This is a genomic window from Erythrobacter sp. JB2-19, from assembly GCF_057365005.1.
The window spans coordinates 1,294,445-1,311,439 of record NZ_CP200290.1 but is presented as its reverse complement, the minus strand read 5'-3'; the positions used below and the strand labels follow the sequence as shown (position 1 = coordinate 1,311,439).

The following is a 16,995-nucleotide window of genomic DNA, read 5'->3' as shown; positions in this document are numbered from 1 at the left end:
TTGCGTGCGGCGAACGGAGTGGCTATGCCTAGGCTTAAGGGGCCAAGGCTCAAGGGAGAGACAATGCAATGAGTGAAGCGATACTTGAGCCTGAACTGCCGATCATCGATCCGCATCATCACCTGTGGGACCTTCGGCCGATGCTGCCGATGTTCCCGGAGCCCCGACATCGCTTCATCGAAACGCTGGTGGATGCGGCGTATTACACCTTCGATCAACTGCATGCGGACCTGCAAACGGGCCATAACGTCATCGGCACCGTCTTCATGGAATGCGGCGCGTTCTACAATGCGGCGCTGGGCGAAGACCTGAAGCCGGTCGGTGAGGTTGAGTTTGTGAACGGCGTTGCGGCGCAATCGGCCAGCGGGCTTTACGGTCCCCTGCGCGCCTGTGCGGGCATCATCGGCCATGCCAACATGCTGCTGGGCGAAGGCGCAGGCCCAGTGCTGGATGCTCTGATCGAGGCAGGCGGGACGCGGGCAAACAGCCGGTTCAAGGGCATCCGCCATCAGGGCGCTTGGGATGCGGATCCTGACGTGCTTGGCCCTCCATTCCATGCGCCGCCAGAGCTGTACCGTGATGCGACCTTCCGCGCAGGCTTTGCGGAGCTTGGGAAACGCGGACTGACCTTCGACGCCTGGATCCTGGAGCCGCAATTGCCCGATGTGATCGACCTTGCACACGCCTTCCCCGACCAACCGATCTGCCTTGACCATTGCGGCACACCGCTCGGCACTGCGAGTTACACTGGCAAGCTGGACGAACGCTTCGACATATGGCGGGCGGCCATCATCGAACTTGGCAGATGCCCCAATGTCATGGTGAAGCTGGGCGGCTTGGCGATGCACAATTGCGCAATGCCTGAACAAGGCCCCGCAGCGGGCATGGGATCGGAAGAGCTCGCCGCCATGTGGAAGCCCTATATCGAGACCTGCATTGAGGCCTTTGGACCGCAGCGTGCGATGTTCGAAAGCAACTATCCGGTTGATCGCTGGGGCGCGACCTACCCGGTTCTGTGGAACGCGTTCAAGCGGATCACAGCGGGCGCAAGTGCGGAAGAGAAAGCCGCGCTCTATGCCGGCAATGCAGCGCGCTTCTATGGCATTGAAGAGGTTCTAACCGCTTGATCGCATCACATTCCGTTACGGCAATGGGGGCTGGTCGCGACCCGACTGCGCTTGGCGCTCGACAGGGCGGGAACCGGCGCTATGGACTGAGCGTAGAAACGCAGACTAACTGTCTGAAACCACGACCGCATTGACGGAGAAATTGATGTCTCTTCCCGCTCCATTTGATCGCCTTCGCTTGCCGCTGATCGGCTCCCCCTTGTTCATCGTTTCTGGTCCCGAACTGGTGATCGCTCAGTGCAAGGCCGGGATCATCGGCAGCTTCCCTGCGCTCAATGCGCGCCCGCAGACGCTGCTCGACGAATGGCTGCACCAGATCACCGAAGAGCTGGCCAAGCACAACCGCGAGAACCCAGACCGGCCAGCCGCGCCGTTTGCCGTCAACCAGATCGTGCACAAGTCGAACGACCGCGTCATGGCCGACATGGCAACCTGCGAGAAATGGCAAGTGCCGCTGGTCATCACCTCGCTCGGCGCGCGGACAGAGATCTTCGATGCAGTGCGCAATTGGGGCGGCATCACCATGCACGATGTGATCAACAACCGCTTTGCCAAGAAGGCGATTGAAAAGGGCGCAGATGGCCTGATCCCGGTTGCCGCTGGCGCTGGCGGCCATGCTGGCACGCTCTCACCTTTCGCCTTGATGCAGGAAATCCGTGAGTGGTTTGACGGGCTGGTCGCTCTGTCGGGCTCGATCGCAAACGGCGCATCGATCCTGGCTGCCCAAGCTATGGGCGCAGACTTCGGCTATGCGGGTAGCGCCTTCATCGCGACCAAAGAAGCCAATGCTGACCAAGCCTATAAGGACGGCATCGTTGAGGGATCAGCGGACGGCATCGTCTATTCAAACCTGTTCACCGGCGTACATGGCAACTACCTGCGCAGCTCGATCGAGAACGCTGGGCTTGATCCTGACAACCTGCCGGAAAGTGACCCCTCCAAGATGAACTTCGGCAGCGGCGGCAACACCAAAGCCAAAGCTTGGAAAGACATCTGGGGCTCTGGACAAGGCGTCGGCGCGATCAAATCGGTCGATACAGTTGAGGACATGGTCAGCAAATTCGAAGCTGAGTATCACGCGGCGAAAGCGGCGCTGCTCACCAAGTCGGACTACACAAGCTGGGCCGACTGACGAGCTTGCTGAAAGGCCGCTCTGCTAGGTCGCCTTCCAGAGCTGCTCGGCCATCATATCGAGCTCTGTGAAATCATAGCCGCTGCCCAGCGGATCCTTGCGATTGAGCAGCAACTTGCGTTTTTGGCTGAGCAGATAAGTACGCAGCGCTCTTTGCAGCAATTGCAAACGCATCAAAGCGTCTATGAAGGCAGCCTCAGGATCGTGAATGCGGGTCTCTGCCCAGCTTCGCTCAATCCGGCCAACACGCTCAATCACCATTTCGTTATAGTGGCGATGCGGACCGCGATGCAGCGGCATGCCCGTGCGGACCGTCGCGTCCTCATTGGCTGGCAGCAGAAGGCCGTTCGCACGGAAATCGTCAAAGCCAATGGCGGTGCGGCTTATGTCGGCAAACAAATGACCAAAGCAGTCACGCTGCAGCAATTGCCTAGGCAACAAATGGTGCCTTTGGAGGCCTGCATCATATCCCGGCTCTCTACGGCGATTGACCGATCGGAACGGGATAGCCCCGCGTCGCTTTGCCAGCGCAGGCGTAGGCGCATACGCAGGCCCGATATTGCCGTGCATGTTGCCCCTCTAACCGCGTCCTATTCGCGCCAAACCCTCACAAATTTTCCATTCTTCGATGGACGCATGATCAATCGGCTGCCGTCTGGCGCGACAATCCGCTCGCTCTCACTCAGCCCGCCAACCAAGATCAATTGATTGACCAACCGCACTCCAAGCCTGGTGGCGGAAACCTTCCCATTGGCCAAAGGCGGCTCAATCCGCAGATCCTGACCAATCCAATAGTCGAGACCCACTGTCTGCAGCGCCCCGTCAATCGTCTCGCGAAAGGCCGTTAAGCCGAGCGCGGGAAAGGACCCGCCCCCAATCCATGCAGTTGAGACAGATTCGAAATACTGGCGGCCAATCGCACTTTTTGAAGGAGACCAGACAACGGCCTCCACATCGTCAAAATGGTGCGTTAAATCGCGAGCCAGCCCTACCATGCCGCGCATAATCGGCAACGAACGCTCCCCACCTGAGAGATGCTGCCCCACCGAAATTCGCATCGCATCGAAACGAAATCCGTTCGGCGCTTGCTCCAGATCAAAACGGTGTTCAATTTCAGGGAATCCAGATGGCGGGCCAGGTGAGATGCCTTCCAGGTCGAAGGTCAGCCCTTCGCGCAATAGCTCCATCCAGGCATATTCTTGTGCCTCAGGATTGGCAGCGCTAGCCGGTTTATCCGAGTGCACGTGATCCGTCCCCACCAATTGCAGCGGCGAGGCATCACAGGGATCATGGGACAACAGCACAGTGTTTTGCGCCGCGAAGAATTCCTTCATGGCGGTACGATCCGGCCGCTCGCCTTTCGCAAACAGCAGGTACAGGCCCGGAGAGCCAGTTTGTCCGTCGTGATCGACTATCTCCGCCCCCTTCCTCGTCCCGGCGCGAAATTTCAGATCGTTTGCAACAAGATAGTGACCTGATTCTTAGTCACCGTCGAGTCCCGTCTTGGTTTTGCTAGGGGAAAGCCAAACAACTGGTCAGAAAACCCCCATTCGCAACCCTTCTGACAATCCCTCGCCCAACGCGCGTGATTGCTCCAAAACTTCTGGCGGCACCTGTTTTACCGCAATAATCTCTTGCGGTGTCTGAGCTGAGAAGTTGACGATTATCGGATCAGCGACCCTTTTCAACCGCCACCCGGTTGCGATCCGATCCAGCTGGCGCTGCGCCCCTTCTCCGTCCGATCCTGCGGCAATGATGCTGGCATAAGGTCTGCCCTCAATCTGTCCGAGCACATCATAATAATGTGCATCAAACATCTCTTTCATAGCGCCGCTCATCGTCGCAAGGTTTTCAGGACAAGCGAAGATGTAACCGCCTGCTGAGAGCAAATCTGCGCTCGTCACATCCTGCGCCTTCAAGAGTACACTGCCCTCGCCTGCCCCATCAGCCACAGCCTTAGCCATGGCCTCGCTGGCCCCTGTGCGGCTGTGCCAGATGATGAGAAGCTGAGCGTTGTTTTCCATCCAGCCACCACAAGCGAGCGGGCTGTCGATTGTCAATCAGCGGCGCTGTCACGCAGCGAAACAATAGGCTAAGCTTCGCAGCATGGCATCTCTCGCAATCTCTCACGTTTTAGGCGTCGCATCGTCTCTGTCAGAGCGCGCCTGGCAATGGCGCGGCGGCAATATGGAACTGGGTGCGGAGGCCAATACGCTGACGAGCGACATCCTCACCCAATTGCTGCTGACACGCGGTGTCGCGCGCGAGGATGTGGCGCGCCATGCCAAACCCACCATGCGCGAGTTTTTACCCGACCCATCCGAATTTAACGACATGGAGAGCGCAGCCTCGCGGATCGCCAAGGCCGTCTTAAGCGGTGAGCAGATCACGATTTACGGCGATTATGACGTGGACGGAGCAACAAGCTCCGCCTTGCTGGTTCAGCTACTACGCGAATTAGGGGTTGAGGCAGGATATTACATTCCTGACCGCTTGCTGGAGGGATACGGCCCTAGCGGCGAAGCCTTGGTCAAACTCGCGCGGTCAGGATCAAGCCTGATCGTTACCGTCGATTGCGGCGCGATGGCTTATGAAGCGCTTGGTATGGCCCGAGACGAAGGCGTCGATGTGATTGTCGTTGACCATCACAAATGCGGCGCCGAATTGCCACCAACCACCGCTCTGGTGAACCCCAACAGGTTGGATGAAAACGACCTTGCCGCCGCGCACGGTCATTTGGCCGCCGTCGGGGTCGCTTTCCTATTAGCTATCGCGCTGGTCAGAAACCTGCGCAGCGAGGGCTATTTCAAGGACCGCAAAGAGCCTGACCTAATGGCGCTACTCGATCTGGTTGCTCTGGGCACTGTGGCCGATGTTGCCGCGCTGCATGGACTCAACCGCGCTTTCGTTGCGCAAGGATTGAAAGTTCTAGCCCGCCGCGAGCGGATCGGCATGGCGGCCCTCATGGATGCAAGTCGCCTTAAACGCGCGCCACAAGCAAGCGATCTTGGCTTTGCGCTTGGCCCGCGGATTAATGCTGGCGGGCGGATTGGCGAATCGACTTTGGGCGTGAAACTTCTGACGACGCGTGATCCAGAGGAAGCGCGCGCCATTGCGGAACAATTAAGCCAGCTCAATGAAGAACGCCGCGCCATTGAGGCCGAGGTCCAAGAAGAAGCCGAACGGCAGCTTGAAAGCCAACACAACCATGCGGTCCACGTGCTTGCAGGGGATGGCTGGCATCCGGGCGTAATCGGTATTGTCGCCGGGCGCATCAAGGAGAAAACCGGCCGCCCCGCCATCGTAATCGCCCGTGATAAGGCGGAGGGGCAAGGCAAAGGCTCGGGCCGCTCAATCAGCGGCGTTGATCTGGGCGCGGCGATCATCGCTGCTCGTGAAGAAGGTCTGCTGGTGGCGGGCGGCGGACATGCGATGGCGGCGGGTCTGACGATCGAGAATGACAAACTCCCCGCTTTCACAGAATTCCTCGACACGCGCCTCGCCAAGGATATTGAGCGGGCGCGCCTTGGCCAGCGCATGCAGCTCGATCTGTCGGTTGCTCCCGGCGGGCTGACGCCAGAACTGGTCGAGACGCTGGAAGCGGCTGGTCCTTACGGGGTTGGCTGGCCCGCCCCGCGTTTGGCCGTGGGGCCAGTGCGCATCATCAAAGCCGATGTTGTTGGCAAAGATCATTTGCGCCTGATCGCGGCGGGTGAAGATGGCAAATCGTTTAAAGCCATCGCCTTTCGCGCGGCGGAAACCGAAATGGCACAAACCCTGATCCACCGATCAAAAGGCCGTCGTTTCCATCTCGCCGGGCGTGCGAAGATCGACGATTGGGGCCCAAGGCCCGCAGCAGAATTGCACCTCGAAGACGCCGCCTTTGCCGATTGATTGCCAGAAACCGCGAAGTTCTTCGATTACAGGCTTGACCGCCAACCACTACCCCACTAGATGCGCGGCCTCGCACACAAGTGTGGCCCCTTCGTCTAGCGGTTAGGACGCGGCCCTTTCACGGCTGAAACACGGGTTCGATTCCCGTAGGGGTCACCACCTCCTTACAAAACCACAGTTTTAAACGCCGATTTCCGGCGCAAATGCTGCTGCGCCCTTCCCACGCTAGTCGCTTGGGGTTACAGGCGAAATCGCGATGGGCAGCCAGAACTCAATCCCTCCGGTGAGCGCGCTTTTGGCGCTAGTGACGTTTATCGCTTTGCTGCTGCTCGGCGTGGACTTCATTGTTGTCTGCGCCGTCATACTTGTCTGGTTGGGGTCTTTGGTGCTCGCCACTTCTACCGCGCCCGATCCGCCCAGCACAAAAGCCGAACCGCCGCTGACCCAAAACGCCATGCGCAAGTTGATCGAAAACTCGGCAACGCCTCTCCTAGTGACGGAAAACAACACCATCGCCATCGCCAATCGCACTGCGCGCAAGATGCTGGGCGAGCACGTGGTCGGGCAGGATGCGCGCATGGCTTTTCGCCAACCAAAGGCTATTTCACTGCTGTCAAAAGGGCGCAGCGGTAGAGCGGTTGTGCGCGGCCTCGTGCGGCGGCGGGACATCTGGCAGATCAACCGTCAAGCGATTGACGAAAGTCTGGCTGTGATCGAGCTGATCAACAAAACCGCCGAGGCCGATATTAGCCGCGCACACACGGATTTTGTCGCCAATGCGAGCCACGAACTGCGCACGCCGCTGGCCGGTATCATTGGCTATACCGAGACGCTCAGCGAGAGCTCCGAAACTCTCGATTCGCCGATCCCGCAGAAGTTTCTCGGCACCATCCAGCGCGAGGCAAATCGTATGCAAGCATTGGTGGGTGATCTGATGTCGCTCTCGCGGATCGAGGCAGAAAAGCATGACAAACCAAGTGAACTGCTCGAACTCGCACCAATCGTAGCTAGAGCAGCGCGCGACGCGGCAGGCGCGCAGCGGATCGAACGGCTGCAACTTGGCGAATTTGAGGCGGTCGATATTCGCGGCGATATGCAACAATTGGAGCAATTGGTACGCAATCTCGTGGATAACGCGATGAAATATGGCGAAGAAAATGGGCCGGTATCCGTCGATCTTGTCCGCTCTAAAGACATGCAGCAGGCCCGGTTGACAGTCGCAAACACTGGCGAAGGCATCCCGCCAGAACACTTACCGCATCTTACCCGCCGCTTTTACCGCACCGATCCAGGGCGCAGTCGAGCCTCTGGCGGAACGGGATTGGGCCTCGCGATTGTGAAACATATTGTGGAGCGTCATCGCGGAAGGCTCGAAATTGAGAGCGAATTGGGTCAAGGCACTCAGGTGATCGTGCGAATCCCGCTCGAAACACAAGAAAATGATCAACCGCAACAGGACACAAAAGATAGCGATATCAAAGGGCGCAGAGCAGACCAGTCCAATGCCTCCAATTCGCTGTCATGAATTTGTCTTATTTCTTCAACATCGCGGGCGCAGGCATTCAAACTGATGCTGATCCTGTAGCGATTCTCAGGGGTAAACAGGGCTAAGAAATGTCGCCGATTACGCTTATCCTGATCGCTATTGGCCTCGGCCTTGCCGGATGGCTGGCTGGCCGTGCGAAGGCGTGGAGCTTCCAGAAATCCGACGCCAATGTTCGCCTGGTCGCGCGTCCAACCTATCACGCATGGTATGTCGCCGTCTGGGTTGCCTTACCTGTTCTGGCGTTCGTTGCGCTGTGGTCATTCCTCGCACCGCAGCTCGTGATGCAGACGGTACTCGCATCGCCTGGCGCAGAGGCCCTCCCTTCCTTTGGATTCCAACGCGAATCGATCCTGTCAGAAGCCCGCGCCGTCGCCACCGGCAGCGCGCAAGGCGTGTTCAACTCTGATGCGGAGGCTCTGATCGAGCCATTCCGAGAGGCGATCTCGCATTACAATCTGATCGGACTGGTCGTTACAGTGATGATTGCCTTCGCTGGGGGCGCCTATGCGTTCCTACGGGTTAAGCCGGATTTCCGCGCCCGCACTCGGGTGGAGCGAACGGTGATGATCGTGTTGTTGCTCGCCTCACTGGTCGCGATCCTTACGACGTTCGGCATTTTTGCAAGCCTCGTGTTTGAGACGGTGCGCTTCTTTGGCATGGTCTCACCAATAGACTTCCTGTTCGGTTCTTTCTGGGGCCCAGACCCGATGAGCAGTCCCGAAGCAGCCGATGGCACGCGCTATGGCGCGATTCCGCTGTTCTGGGGCACTATCTTTATCGGCGCGATCATCGCCATGATTGTCGCGATCCCGCTTGGTTTGATGAGCGCGATTTACCTCACGCAGTATGCCAACCCGAAACTGCGCGCCTGGGTAAAGCCAGCGCTAGAGATTCTCGCGGGTGTACCAACGGTTGTCTATGGCTATTTCGCCGCGCTGACAGTCGCGCCGGCAATCCGCGATATTGCAGTAGCGATCGGTATTTCTGGCGCTTCGACAGAAAGCGCGCTGGCCGCTGGCGTTGTGATGGGCGTGATGATCATCCCGTTCGTATCGTCCATGGCCGACGATTCCATCGCCGCCGTGCCCAGCGCAATGCGCGATGGCAGCCTCGCAATGGGTGCGACCCAATCAGAGACCATTCGCCGCGTGCTGTTCCCCGCAGCCCTACCCGGCATTGTCGCGGGCGTGATGCTGGCCGTCAGCCGCGCGATTGGCGAGACAATGATCGTTGTAATGGCCGCCTCAACCGCAGCCAACCTGACGGTCAATCCGCTGGAGCGAATGACCACCGTTACCGTGCAGATCGTCAAAATGCTGACTGGCGAAGGCAGCTTCGACCACCCGGCCACACTCAGCGCCTTCGCGCTCGGCTTTGTGCTGTTCATGGTCACGCTGGCGCTCAACTTTATCGCTCTTCGCGTCGTCAAACGCTTCCGAGAGGCCTATGACTGATACCGCCAACCCAGAACTGGTGCACCCAACCCGCACACCGGAATTCGCCAAGCGGATCGAGCAGCGCTATCGCTCTGAGCGACGTTTCCGCGCGCTCGGGCTTAGCGCGATTGTGTTTTCCGTTGCGGTGTTGATCTTCCTGCTCGGCAATATGCTGCTGAACGGGATTGGTGGTTTCCAGCGCGCAGAGCTGGCCGTGCCGATTGACTTTGCCGAAGCTGGCCTGACCGGCGACGCACAATCCCTCAGTTCACCAGGCGCGCTTCAATCGCTCGAAACTCAGGGTCTGCGCGCCGTTGTTGAATTCTATGCTGAACGCGAACTTGGTGAGGCCGGTGCGGCTGAGATTAGCGATGAAGCTTGGCGCGATGTTGCTAGCGACCTGATCAGCAACCCGGCATTGATCCGCGGTTCTCACACCTTCGACTTGCCCGCATCCTCTGACCTTGCCTCTGGCCTATCGGGAGAAGGCTCTGCTGAAATGCAGGCGCTCGCTCAGCAGCTGGTGAGCGACGGTAAGCTTTCAAAGAATTGGGACGCAGGGTTCATGACCCGCAGCGACGCGACCAGCCCGCAACAGGTGGGCATTTGGGGCGCGCTGAAGGGCTCGATCCTGACGATGACGATCACGCTGCTGCTGGCGTTTCCCATCGGTGTATTGGCCGCGCTCTACCTAGAGGAATATGCGCCGAAGAACCGCTGGACCGACATTATCGAGGTTTCGATCAACAATCTCGCCGCGGTACCATCGATCATCTTTGGCCTGCTCGGCCTTGCGGTGTTTCTGACCTTGTTCCCGAACCTGCGATCGGCGCCGCTCATCGGCGGCATGACCTTGGCGCTGATGACCATGCCAGTGATCGTCATTTCGGGTCGCAATGCGATTAAGGCGGTCCCCCCATCAATCCGCGACGGTGCGCTCGCCATTGGAGCTTCGCCTGTCCAGGTTGTGTTCCATCACGTCCTGCCACTGGCCCTGCCTGGCATGCTGACTGGTACAATCATCGGCATGGCCCGTGCTCTGGGCGAAACCGCGCCGCTGCTGATGATCGGCATGCGCGCGTTTGTGGCGACGCCGCCTGATGGCTTCACCTCTCCGGCAACTGTCTTACCGGTGCAAATCTTCCTCTGGTCCGATGAAATCGACCGCGGCTTTGTCGAACGGACAAGTGCGGCTATCATTGTGCTCCTGCTGTTCCTCCTGTTGATGAACGGCCTCGCCATTTACCTCCGCAACAAATTCGAGAAGACCTGGTGACTGTCATTCACGAGAAATTGGTAGACACGAACGCAAAGATGCGCGCGCGTGATGTGTCGGTCTATTACGGCGAGAAAAAAGCCATTGATGAGGTGTCGATTGATATCTCACCCGACTATGTCACGGCCTTCATCGGGCCGTCCGGTTGCGGCAAATCGACCTTCCTACGCTGTTTCAACCGCATGAATGACACCATTCCGGTTGCGCGCGTTACCGGCACAATAGAGCTCGAAGACGAAGACATTCACGGTAATGCTATGGACGTGGTTCAACTGCGCGCGCGCGTCGGCATGGTGTTTCAAAAACCAAATCCGTTTCCGAAGTCGATTTACGAAAACATCGCTTACGGACCGAAGATTCACGGCCTGGCGGAAAAGAAACCCGACATTGACGAGGTGGTCGAAAAGTCTCTCACCCGCGCCGGTCTGTGGGATGAGGTAAAGGACCGCCTAGACGAATCTGGTACGGCCCTTTCCGGCGGTCAGCAGCAGCGCCTGTGCATCGCGCGCGCCATTGCGGTTGATCCAGAAGTGATCCTGATGGACGAGCCATGCTCTGCGCTGGACCCGATCGCGACAGCCAAAATCGAAGAACTGATCGACGAGTTATCCGGTCGCTATGCGATCGTGATCGTCACCCACTCCATGCAGCAGGCCGCGCGCGTTTCTCAACGCACCGCCTTTTTCCACTTGGGCAAAATGGTCGAATACGGGCCGACTTCCGATATTTTCACCAACCCGATAGAAAAGCGCACTCAGGACTATATCACGGGACGGTACGGTTAAATGGCAGAACATACAGTCAAAGCCTTTGACGAGGACATCACCCGGCTTCGCGGCCTGATCGCCGAAATGGGCGGTCTTGCAGAGGTCGCCATTCAGGGTGCGCTCGATGCTCTGGTACGCGGCGACCAAGAGATCGCCAAAAAAGTGGTCGCCAACGACAAGAAGATCGACGCGCTTGAAACAGAAGTGGACAAGCTCTCTGTACGGATCATCGCGCTGCGCGCACCAATGGCGGACGATTTGCGCGAAGTGATTGCCGCGCTGAAGATCGCCGGCGTGGTTGAGCGCATTGGCGATTATTCCAAGAACATCGCGAAGCGCGTGGGCGAGATTGACGGCAAAGACCGGTTTGAACCGCTCACCCTGCTGCCAGCCATGGGCGAAGTGGCGAGCGAGATGGTGCACGATGTGCTGACCGCTTACGCTGCGCGAGACCCAGACTTGGCCCGCGAAGTGATCGCAACCGACGCCAAGGTTGATGCCTTCTACAACAGCATTTTCCGTAATCTTGTAAGCCACATGGTCGAGAACCCTGCGACCATTTCCAGTGCAGCTCAGCTGCTGTTCGTGGCCCGCAATCTGGAACGGATCGGCGATCACGCAACCAATGTCGCCGAGATGGTGCATTACGCTGCGACCGGCGAATATCCGCCTGACGACGATCAATAGGCGCTAGCTTACAATACTTTCGTAATTGACACGAAGTTGTAGTGAAAGTGACAGATAGAACGCTGTATCGCATCCTTGGGAACGGGAGGGTTCTCGGACATGTCTGCTACTAAACTGCTATTGGTTGAAGACGATCCGGCGTTGTCGGAGCTGCTCGAATACCGTTTCCAGAATGAAGGGTATGACGTCCGCTCAACCAGCGACGGCGACGAGGCATTGATGCTCGCGAGCGAAGATGTGCCAGACCTCGTGATCCTTGATTGGATGATTGAGGGTACCAGCGGGATTGAGGTTTGTCGCAGGTTGCGCCGTGATAAGCAGACCGCCCATGTCCCGATCATTATGCTGACCGCCCGCGAGGCTGAGGATGATCGCGTTCGCGGGCTGGATACGGGCGCAGACGATTATTTGACCAAGCCGTTCAGCCCGCGCGAATTGCTGGCCCGGGTGGCTGCGGTGATGCGGCGCATTCGCCCTGCTCTGGCCGGTGAAACCGTGGAGGTCGGCGATATCATGCTCGATCCCGTGGCGCATAAGGTGATGCGTGGCGGACAATCGCTACAGCTTGGCCCGACCGAATACCGCTTGCTGAAATTCTTTATGGAAAGCCCAGGCCGGGTATTCAGCCGCGGCCAATTGCTCGACGGTGTTTGGGGTACAGGCTCGGATATCGAGCTGCGCACGGTTGATGTGCACATCCGCCGGCTGCGCAAAGCCATAGAGGTTGAAGGCGCGAAAGATCCGATCCGCACAGTCCGCTCTGCGGGCTATGCGATGGAAGCGGTCTAGCGACACACGCCCGACCAGCGCGAGGCCTGGTCAAAGTGGAGATGATCGGCATGGGCTGCGTTGTAGTCCGGCGATAGGACGGTTGCGAAGATCCCACATGCGCCGTCACGAACTTCTCGCAGAAAACGCGCTTCATCGCTGTCTTCTGGCCAATCGCGTAGAACGCTGATTGTTCGACCATCCGCCAGAGTAAATCCGGCAATATCAATTGCATTGGCGGTCGCATGTTCGCTCCAGGCGTTTGAACTGCCGCCGCGCATCCGCCGGCAATTGAAGGCACCCAAATGCTCGATTGCGGCAAGCTCACTGCCCAATATTGCGACCGCAGCAGGCTCTACACTTCGCACGCGCCACATCTCCAATCCAGTCGCCATGGGGCAAGTCACCGCTGGTGTATCCGGGGAAAGCGGAAATGCGCTCAGCAGTGTGCGATCGGGCCGGGCGCAGGCCCCCTCGCCCGTGACAGCAAGCGTATCAAAGGCGATCGCGCTTCGCTCCAGCACAGCGCGGCACTGAGGCACATCGTCCTTCAGCGCCGCCAGCTTGCCCGCCGTTGCCCAACCAATCGGGTGGCGCAGATCAAGCGGCGCGGTGGGATCGTGCTCTGGATGCGCTTTCAGCCATATCAATCCCGCGAACAGCACAGCAGCGAGGATCGCAAGCAGGATGAACCGCCGTTCCCTGCGGAATTGCCCGATCCGGCGGTTGATTTTAGTGAGTTTGCGCTTGCGAGGCATATCAAGGCCTTAGTGGAAATCGCGCGACTTCGGCAATATCCGGTGGTTGCGCGGATGGCCCGTGACGTTTGGAGTTTGACCAAACGGCCCGCTGGGCGGCAAATCATCAATCATATCGCGCGTTTTCAGCGTAAGCTTTTCCGCTGGCGGTTTCCGGCTGATCAGAGGGGAGTTCACATGGTCTGCCCGCGCGACAGGAGCGTTCAGCATATTGTCTGATAGGCCGTACAGAGCCTCTGTCGCGTCGGTCATATGGTGCGCGATCACATGGATCACCTCATCATCATATTCGACCCGCCCGCGCACCTCCATCAAGCGCGCGCCCATCACCACGCGGCGCTGTTTTTCCTTAAGGTCGGGCCATACGACCAGGTTCACCACACCGGTCTCATCCTCCAGCGTGATAAAGCACACACCCTTGGCGCTGCCCGGTCGTTGACGGATCAAGACCACACCTGCAACCTGAACCATGCTGCGGAATTTTCGGTCTCTGAGTTCGCTGGCCCGTACAAAGCCGCGCTCTGCCAAACCGGGACGCAGGAACGACATCGGATGCGCTTTTAGGCTGAGGCGCGTGGTCTGGTAATCTGCCACCACTTCTTCTGACAGAGGCATTTTCGGCAATTGAGTGGCGCTGCGTTCTGCGCCTTCATCCCGCTCGGCCGCAGCCTTGAACAAGGGGAGATCAGGCGCAGCAATAAGACTGCGCGCATCCCACAAGGACTGCCTGCGCGAAAGGCCAAGCGAGGTAAAGCAATCTGCGCTGGCAAGCCGCTCAACATGCGCAGGCGAAAGGCGAGCGCGCTCCTGCAACTCTGCGACATCTTTGAAAGCCCCGCCCTCTTCACGCGCCGCAATCAACTGCGCTGCAATATGCTCTGGAAAGCCATCAACTTGCCGCAACCCAAGCCGCAGTGCGATATGCTTGTCTAGGCGGCCAGTTTCGTTCTCTTGCGTCAGAGCGGGTGGCCCCGCCCTATCCTCAAGTGTGCAATCCCATTGGCTGTCATTCACATCAGCGGGCAACACCGCAACGCCGTGCTCACGCGCATCGCGCACAATCTGAGCCGGAGCATAAAAACCCATCGGCTGCGAGTTGAGCAAGCCGCAGGCAAAGGCTGCGGGGAAATGGCATTTTAGCCAGCTCGAGACATAGACCAAATGCGCAAAGCTGGCGGCGTGGCTCTCTGGAAAACCATATTCGCCAAAGCCCTTGATCTGATTGAAGCAGCGCTGTGCAAAATCGGCATCATAACCGCGTTCAACCATCCGCCCGACCATCATATCCTCAAGCTCGTGCACCATGCCGCGGCTGCGGAAGGTCGCCATCGCCTTGCGCAATCGGTTGGCCTCGATTGATGAGAATTTTGCCGCATCCAATGCGATCTTCATCGCTTGTTCCTGAAAGATCGGCACGCCCAAAGTCCGCTCTAAAATAGAGGAAAGTTCATCCTGCGGGCCATGTTGGGATGAAGGCGCGGGGATACGCACCGGCTCTGCGCCCCGGCGGCGCTTCAAATAAGGGTGCACCATATCGCCCTGGATCGGACCGGGGCGAACAATCGCGACCTGGATCACAAGGTCATAAAACTCGCGCGGGCGCAGGCGCGGCAGCATGTTCATCTGCGCGCGGCTTTCAACCTGAAACACACCCAGCGAATCCCCCTTGCGCAGCATCGCATAGGTCTCTGGATCCTCGCGCGGCACCGTGGCCAGCGTTAGGGTGCGGCCATGGTGATCCTCCAGCAAATCAAGGCATTTCTTGATGCAAGTCAGCATCCCCAGCGCCAGCACATCAACCTTTAGAATACCAAGCGCCTCGATATCGTCCTTGTCCCATTCGATGAAGCTGCGATCCGGCATCGCGCCGTTTCCAATCGGAACCGTTTCCGTGAGCGCGCCTTCGGTGAGGATAAAGCCGCCGACATGCTGCGACAGGTGGCGCGGCATGCCGATCATCTGCTCAGTCAGCGCCAGCACACGGCGCAAATGCGGATCATCCAGCGTCATGCCGATTTCCTCAACGTGAGCCTCGCCAATCTCGCGCCCATGTCCACCCCACACCGTGCGTGCGAGCGCACTGGTGACATCCTCTGACAGCCCCATCGCTTTGCCAACCTCGCGGATTGCCATGCGTGGGCGATAGTGGATGACCGTAGCGGTCAATCCAGCGCGATGGCGGCCATATTTCTTATAGATATATTGGATCACCTCTTCGCGTCGTTCATGCTCAAAATCGACGTCAATATCAGGTGGTTCCTTGCGCTCTTCAGAGATGAAGCGGTCAAACAAGAGCTGATGCTTGGCTGGGTCAACGCTGGTGATTCCAAGGCAGAAGCACACAGCCGAATTGGCCGCACTGCCGCGCCCTTGGCACAGGATCGGCGGGTCAACACTGCGCGCGTAATCGACGATGTCCTTGATGGTGAGAAAATAGCGCGCCAGATCAAGCTTACCGATCAGAGCAAGCTCGCGCTCCAACGTCTGACGCACAGCGTCAGGCACGCCGGATGGATAGCGCCGCTCTGCCCCGCACTGCGTCTCGCTTTCGAGGAACGCTTGCGGTGTCATGCCCTGCGGATAGATTTCCTCCGGATATTCATAGCGCAGTTCATCGAGGCTGAACTTGCAAGCATCCGCCACCTCACATGCGGCACGGATTGCATGCGGCCAGCGGGCAAACAGCCGCTGCATCTCTTGTGGAGGCTTAAGGTAACGCTCGCCATTGCCGTGCAGCAAATGCCCCGCCTCGGCGACCTTCACTTTATGCCGGATCGCCGTCATCACATCTTGCAAGGGCCGCCGCTGAGGTGCGTGGTAATGCACATCATTGGTGGCAAGCAGCATCAGTCCATTGGCCCGCGACATAGCGTCCAACCGATCAATCCGCGCAACATCATCACCGCGATAGAGATAGCTGGCAGCGATGTGATCAAGCGTGGGGAGTTGGGTGATGAGATGAGGAAGAAGGTCAGGCAAAGTACCTTGTACCTCATCATCCCGGCCTCCGAGCCGGGATCCCACTTTCTCTGCTTTCTGTCCGGAAAAGCAGCTGGTCCCCGGATCAAGTTCGGGGTGATGAAAGGGGATAATGTTGCTCATCACCTTTATCGTAAATTCGCTCGCCAAATTGCGCGGCGGCAGCAGGATCAGTTGCACATCCTCAGAATGCTCAGCCAGCATCGCAAGGTCGATTTCGCACACGCCCTTGTCTTGCCACTCACCGCTGAGCGTCCGCATCCGCCCGGCGCTGATCAAGCGGCACAAACGCCCGTAAGCAGCCCGATTTTTCGGATATGCCAGAAACGCAAGACCCTCGACCGTTTCGATACGCGTACCAATCACGGGCCGTAATTTGAGCGTCTTCGCCTCACTGTGCACCCGCACCACTCCAGCGAAAGAGTTCACATCCGCAATCCCGATCGCATCATAGCCGAGCGTGCGGGCCGCCATGGTGAGGTCCACCGCATCGGATGCGCCGCGCAGAAAGCTGAAGCAGCTGACCAATCCGAGCTCGACGAATTCGGCGCGATCTGGCGCACTGATCAGATCGGGATCGAACTCAATTGTCCGTTTGTCTGGGGTGAGAGGTGCGTCGGGCATG

At 58.5% G+C, this 16,995-nt stretch carries 14 protein-coding genes and 1 tRNA gene; 10 read left to right on the top strand and 5 right to left on the bottom strand.

Annotated features, from left to right (window positions below):
* Positions 1-68: 68 nt before the first annotated feature.
* Complete coding sequence (locus AC0V6O_RS06275) at positions 69-1,127, top strand: amidohydrolase family protein (protein WP_486142474.1); 1,059 nt, start codon at positions 69-71, stop codon at positions 1,125-1,127.
* 145 nt (positions 1,128-1,272) lie between these two features.
* Positions 1,273-2,259 (top strand): NAD(P)H-dependent flavin oxidoreductase, encoded by a 987-nt coding sequence (locus AC0V6O_RS06270; RefSeq protein WP_486142472.1) that lies wholly within the window; start codon positions 1,273-1,275, stop codon positions 2,257-2,259.
* Between the two features lie 24 nt (positions 2,260-2,283).
* Here AC0V6O_RS06270 and AC0V6O_RS06265 read toward each other — a convergent pair whose 3' ends face one another.
* The 3 genes from AC0V6O_RS06265 to AC0V6O_RS06255 all read right to left on the bottom strand — a co-directional run bounded on the left by AC0V6O_RS06265 (position 2,284) and on the right by AC0V6O_RS06255 (position 4,283).
* Entirely contained in the window at positions 2,284-2,829 is a 546-nt protein-coding gene (locus AC0V6O_RS06265) for an AHH domain-containing protein (RefSeq protein WP_486142470.1), read from the bottom strand.
* A gap of 20 nt (positions 2,830-2,849) precedes the next feature.
* The gene (locus AC0V6O_RS06260) at positions 2,850-3,593 is read right to left on the bottom strand and encodes a hypothetical protein (protein ID WP_486142468.1); all 744 of its coding nucleotides are present in this window, start codon (positions 3,591-3,593) and stop codon (positions 2,850-2,852) included.
* Between the two features lie 201 nt (positions 3,594-3,794).
* Positions 3,795-4,283, bottom strand: coding sequence for a flavodoxin family protein (locus tag AC0V6O_RS06255; protein ID WP_486142466.1), 489 nt, complete (start codon positions 4,281-4,283; stop codon positions 3,795-3,797).
* Between the two features lie 82 nt (positions 4,284-4,365).
* Between AC0V6O_RS06255 and recJ the strand changes: the two genes are divergently transcribed.
* From recJ to phoB, 8 genes are all read left to right on the top strand, one after another.
* A complete protein-coding gene (gene recJ / locus AC0V6O_RS06250) occupies positions 4,366-6,153 on the top strand; it encodes a single-stranded-DNA-specific exonuclease RecJ (RefSeq protein ID WP_486142464.1) in 1,788 nt (595 codons plus the stop codon).
* A gap of 84 nt (positions 6,154-6,237) precedes the next feature.
* Positions 6,238-6,312 (top strand) — tRNA-Glu (locus tag AC0V6O_RS06245).
* A gap of 97 nt (positions 6,313-6,409) precedes the next feature.
* A complete protein-coding gene (locus tag AC0V6O_RS06240) occupies positions 6,410-7,678 on the top strand; it encodes a sensor histidine kinase (protein ID WP_486142462.1) in 1,269 nt (422 codons plus the stop codon).
* An 89-nt stretch (positions 7,679-7,767) separates the two neighbouring features.
* On the top strand, positions 7,768-9,153 hold the full coding sequence (gene pstC, locus AC0V6O_RS06235; protein ID WP_486142460.1) for a phosphate ABC transporter permease subunit PstC: 1,386 nt from the start codon (positions 7,768-7,770) through the stop codon (positions 9,151-9,153).
* Positions 9,146-10,411 (top strand): phosphate ABC transporter permease PstA, encoded by a 1,266-nt coding sequence (pstA, locus tag AC0V6O_RS06230; RefSeq protein ID WP_486142458.1) that lies wholly within the window; start codon positions 9,146-9,148, stop codon positions 10,409-10,411. Before pstC ends, pstA begins: the two co-directional genes overlap by 8 nt.
* A 38-nt stretch (positions 10,412-10,449) precedes the next feature.
* Positions 10,450-11,196 carry a phosphate ABC transporter ATP-binding protein PstB gene (gene pstB / locus AC0V6O_RS06225; protein ID WP_472640893.1) on the top strand — a complete coding sequence of 249 codons (747 nt, stop codon included), beginning with the start codon at positions 10,450-10,452 and terminating at the stop codon, positions 11,194-11,196.
* Positions 11,197-11,865 (top strand): phosphate signaling complex protein PhoU, encoded by a 669-nt coding sequence (phoU, locus tag AC0V6O_RS06220; RefSeq protein ID WP_472638472.1) that lies wholly within the window; start codon positions 11,197-11,199, stop codon positions 11,863-11,865.
* Positions 11,866-11,964: 99 nt separating this feature from the next.
* Positions 11,965-12,654: a phosphate regulon transcriptional regulator PhoB gene (gene phoB, locus AC0V6O_RS06215; RefSeq protein ID WP_472638471.1), complete on the top strand. Its 690-nt coding sequence runs from the start codon at positions 11,965-11,967 to the stop codon at positions 12,652-12,654.
* Here the strand turns inward: phoB and AC0V6O_RS06210 are convergent.
* Positions 12,651-13,391 carry an extensin-like domain-containing protein gene (locus AC0V6O_RS06210; RefSeq protein WP_486142455.1) on the bottom strand — a complete coding sequence of 247 codons (741 nt, stop codon included), beginning with the start codon at positions 13,389-13,391 and terminating at the stop codon, positions 12,651-12,653. The genes phoB and AC0V6O_RS06210 overlap by 4 nt on opposite strands.
* Positions 13,392-13,400: 9 nt before the next feature.
* Positions 13,401-16,994, bottom strand: coding sequence for an error-prone DNA polymerase (locus AC0V6O_RS06205; RefSeq protein ID WP_486142453.1), 3,594 nt, complete (start codon positions 16,992-16,994; stop codon positions 13,401-13,403).
* Between the last annotated feature and the right edge of the window lies 1 nt (position 16,995).

What these genes read in the sequence shown, in the direction of transcription:
- AC0V6O_RS06275 (WP_486142474.1), top strand. Translation starts at nt 69, where the DNA reads ATGAGTGAAGCGATACTTGAGCCTGAACTGCCGATCATCGATCCGCAT.
- AC0V6O_RS06270 (WP_486142472.1), top strand. Translation starts at nt 1,273, where the DNA reads ATGTCTCTTCCCGCTCCATTTGATCGCCTTCGCTTGCCGCTGATCGGC.
- AC0V6O_RS06265 (WP_486142470.1), bottom strand. Translation starts at nt 2,829, where the DNA reads ATGCACGGCAATATCGGGCCTGCGTATGCGCCTACGCCTGCGCTGGCA.
- AC0V6O_RS06260 (WP_486142468.1), bottom strand. Translation starts at nt 3,593, where the DNA reads ATGAAGGAATTCTTCGCGGCGCAAAACACTGTGCTGTTGTCCCATGAT.
- AC0V6O_RS06255 (WP_486142466.1), bottom strand. Translation starts at nt 4,283, where the DNA reads ATGGAAAACAACGCTCAGCTTCTCATCATCTGGCACAGCCGCACAGGG.
- recJ (WP_486142464.1), top strand. Translation starts at nt 4,366, where the DNA reads ATGGCATCTCTCGCAATCTCTCACGTTTTAGGCGTCGCATCGTCTCTG.
- AC0V6O_RS06240 (WP_486142462.1), top strand. Translation starts at nt 6,410, where the DNA reads ATGGGCAGCCAGAACTCAATCCCTCCGGTGAGCGCGCTTTTGGCGCTA.
- pstC (WP_486142460.1), top strand. Translation starts at nt 7,768, where the DNA reads ATGTCGCCGATTACGCTTATCCTGATCGCTATTGGCCTCGGCCTTGCC.
- pstA (WP_486142458.1), top strand. Translation starts at nt 9,146, where the DNA reads ATGACTGATACCGCCAACCCAGAACTGGTGCACCCAACCCGCACACCG.
- pstB (WP_472640893.1), top strand. Translation starts at nt 10,450, where the DNA reads ATGCGCGCGCGTGATGTGTCGGTCTATTACGGCGAGAAAAAAGCCATT.
- phoU (WP_472638472.1), top strand. Translation starts at nt 11,197, where the DNA reads ATGGCAGAACATACAGTCAAAGCCTTTGACGAGGACATCACCCGGCTT.
- phoB (WP_472638471.1), top strand. Translation starts at nt 11,965, where the DNA reads ATGTCTGCTACTAAACTGCTATTGGTTGAAGACGATCCGGCGTTGTCG.
- AC0V6O_RS06210 (WP_486142455.1), bottom strand. Translation starts at nt 13,391, where the DNA reads ATGCCTCGCAAGCGCAAACTCACTAAAATCAACCGCCGGATCGGGCAA.
- AC0V6O_RS06205 (WP_486142453.1), bottom strand. Translation starts at nt 16,994, where the DNA reads ATGCCCGACGCACCTCTCACCCCAGACAAACGGACAATTGAGTTCGAT.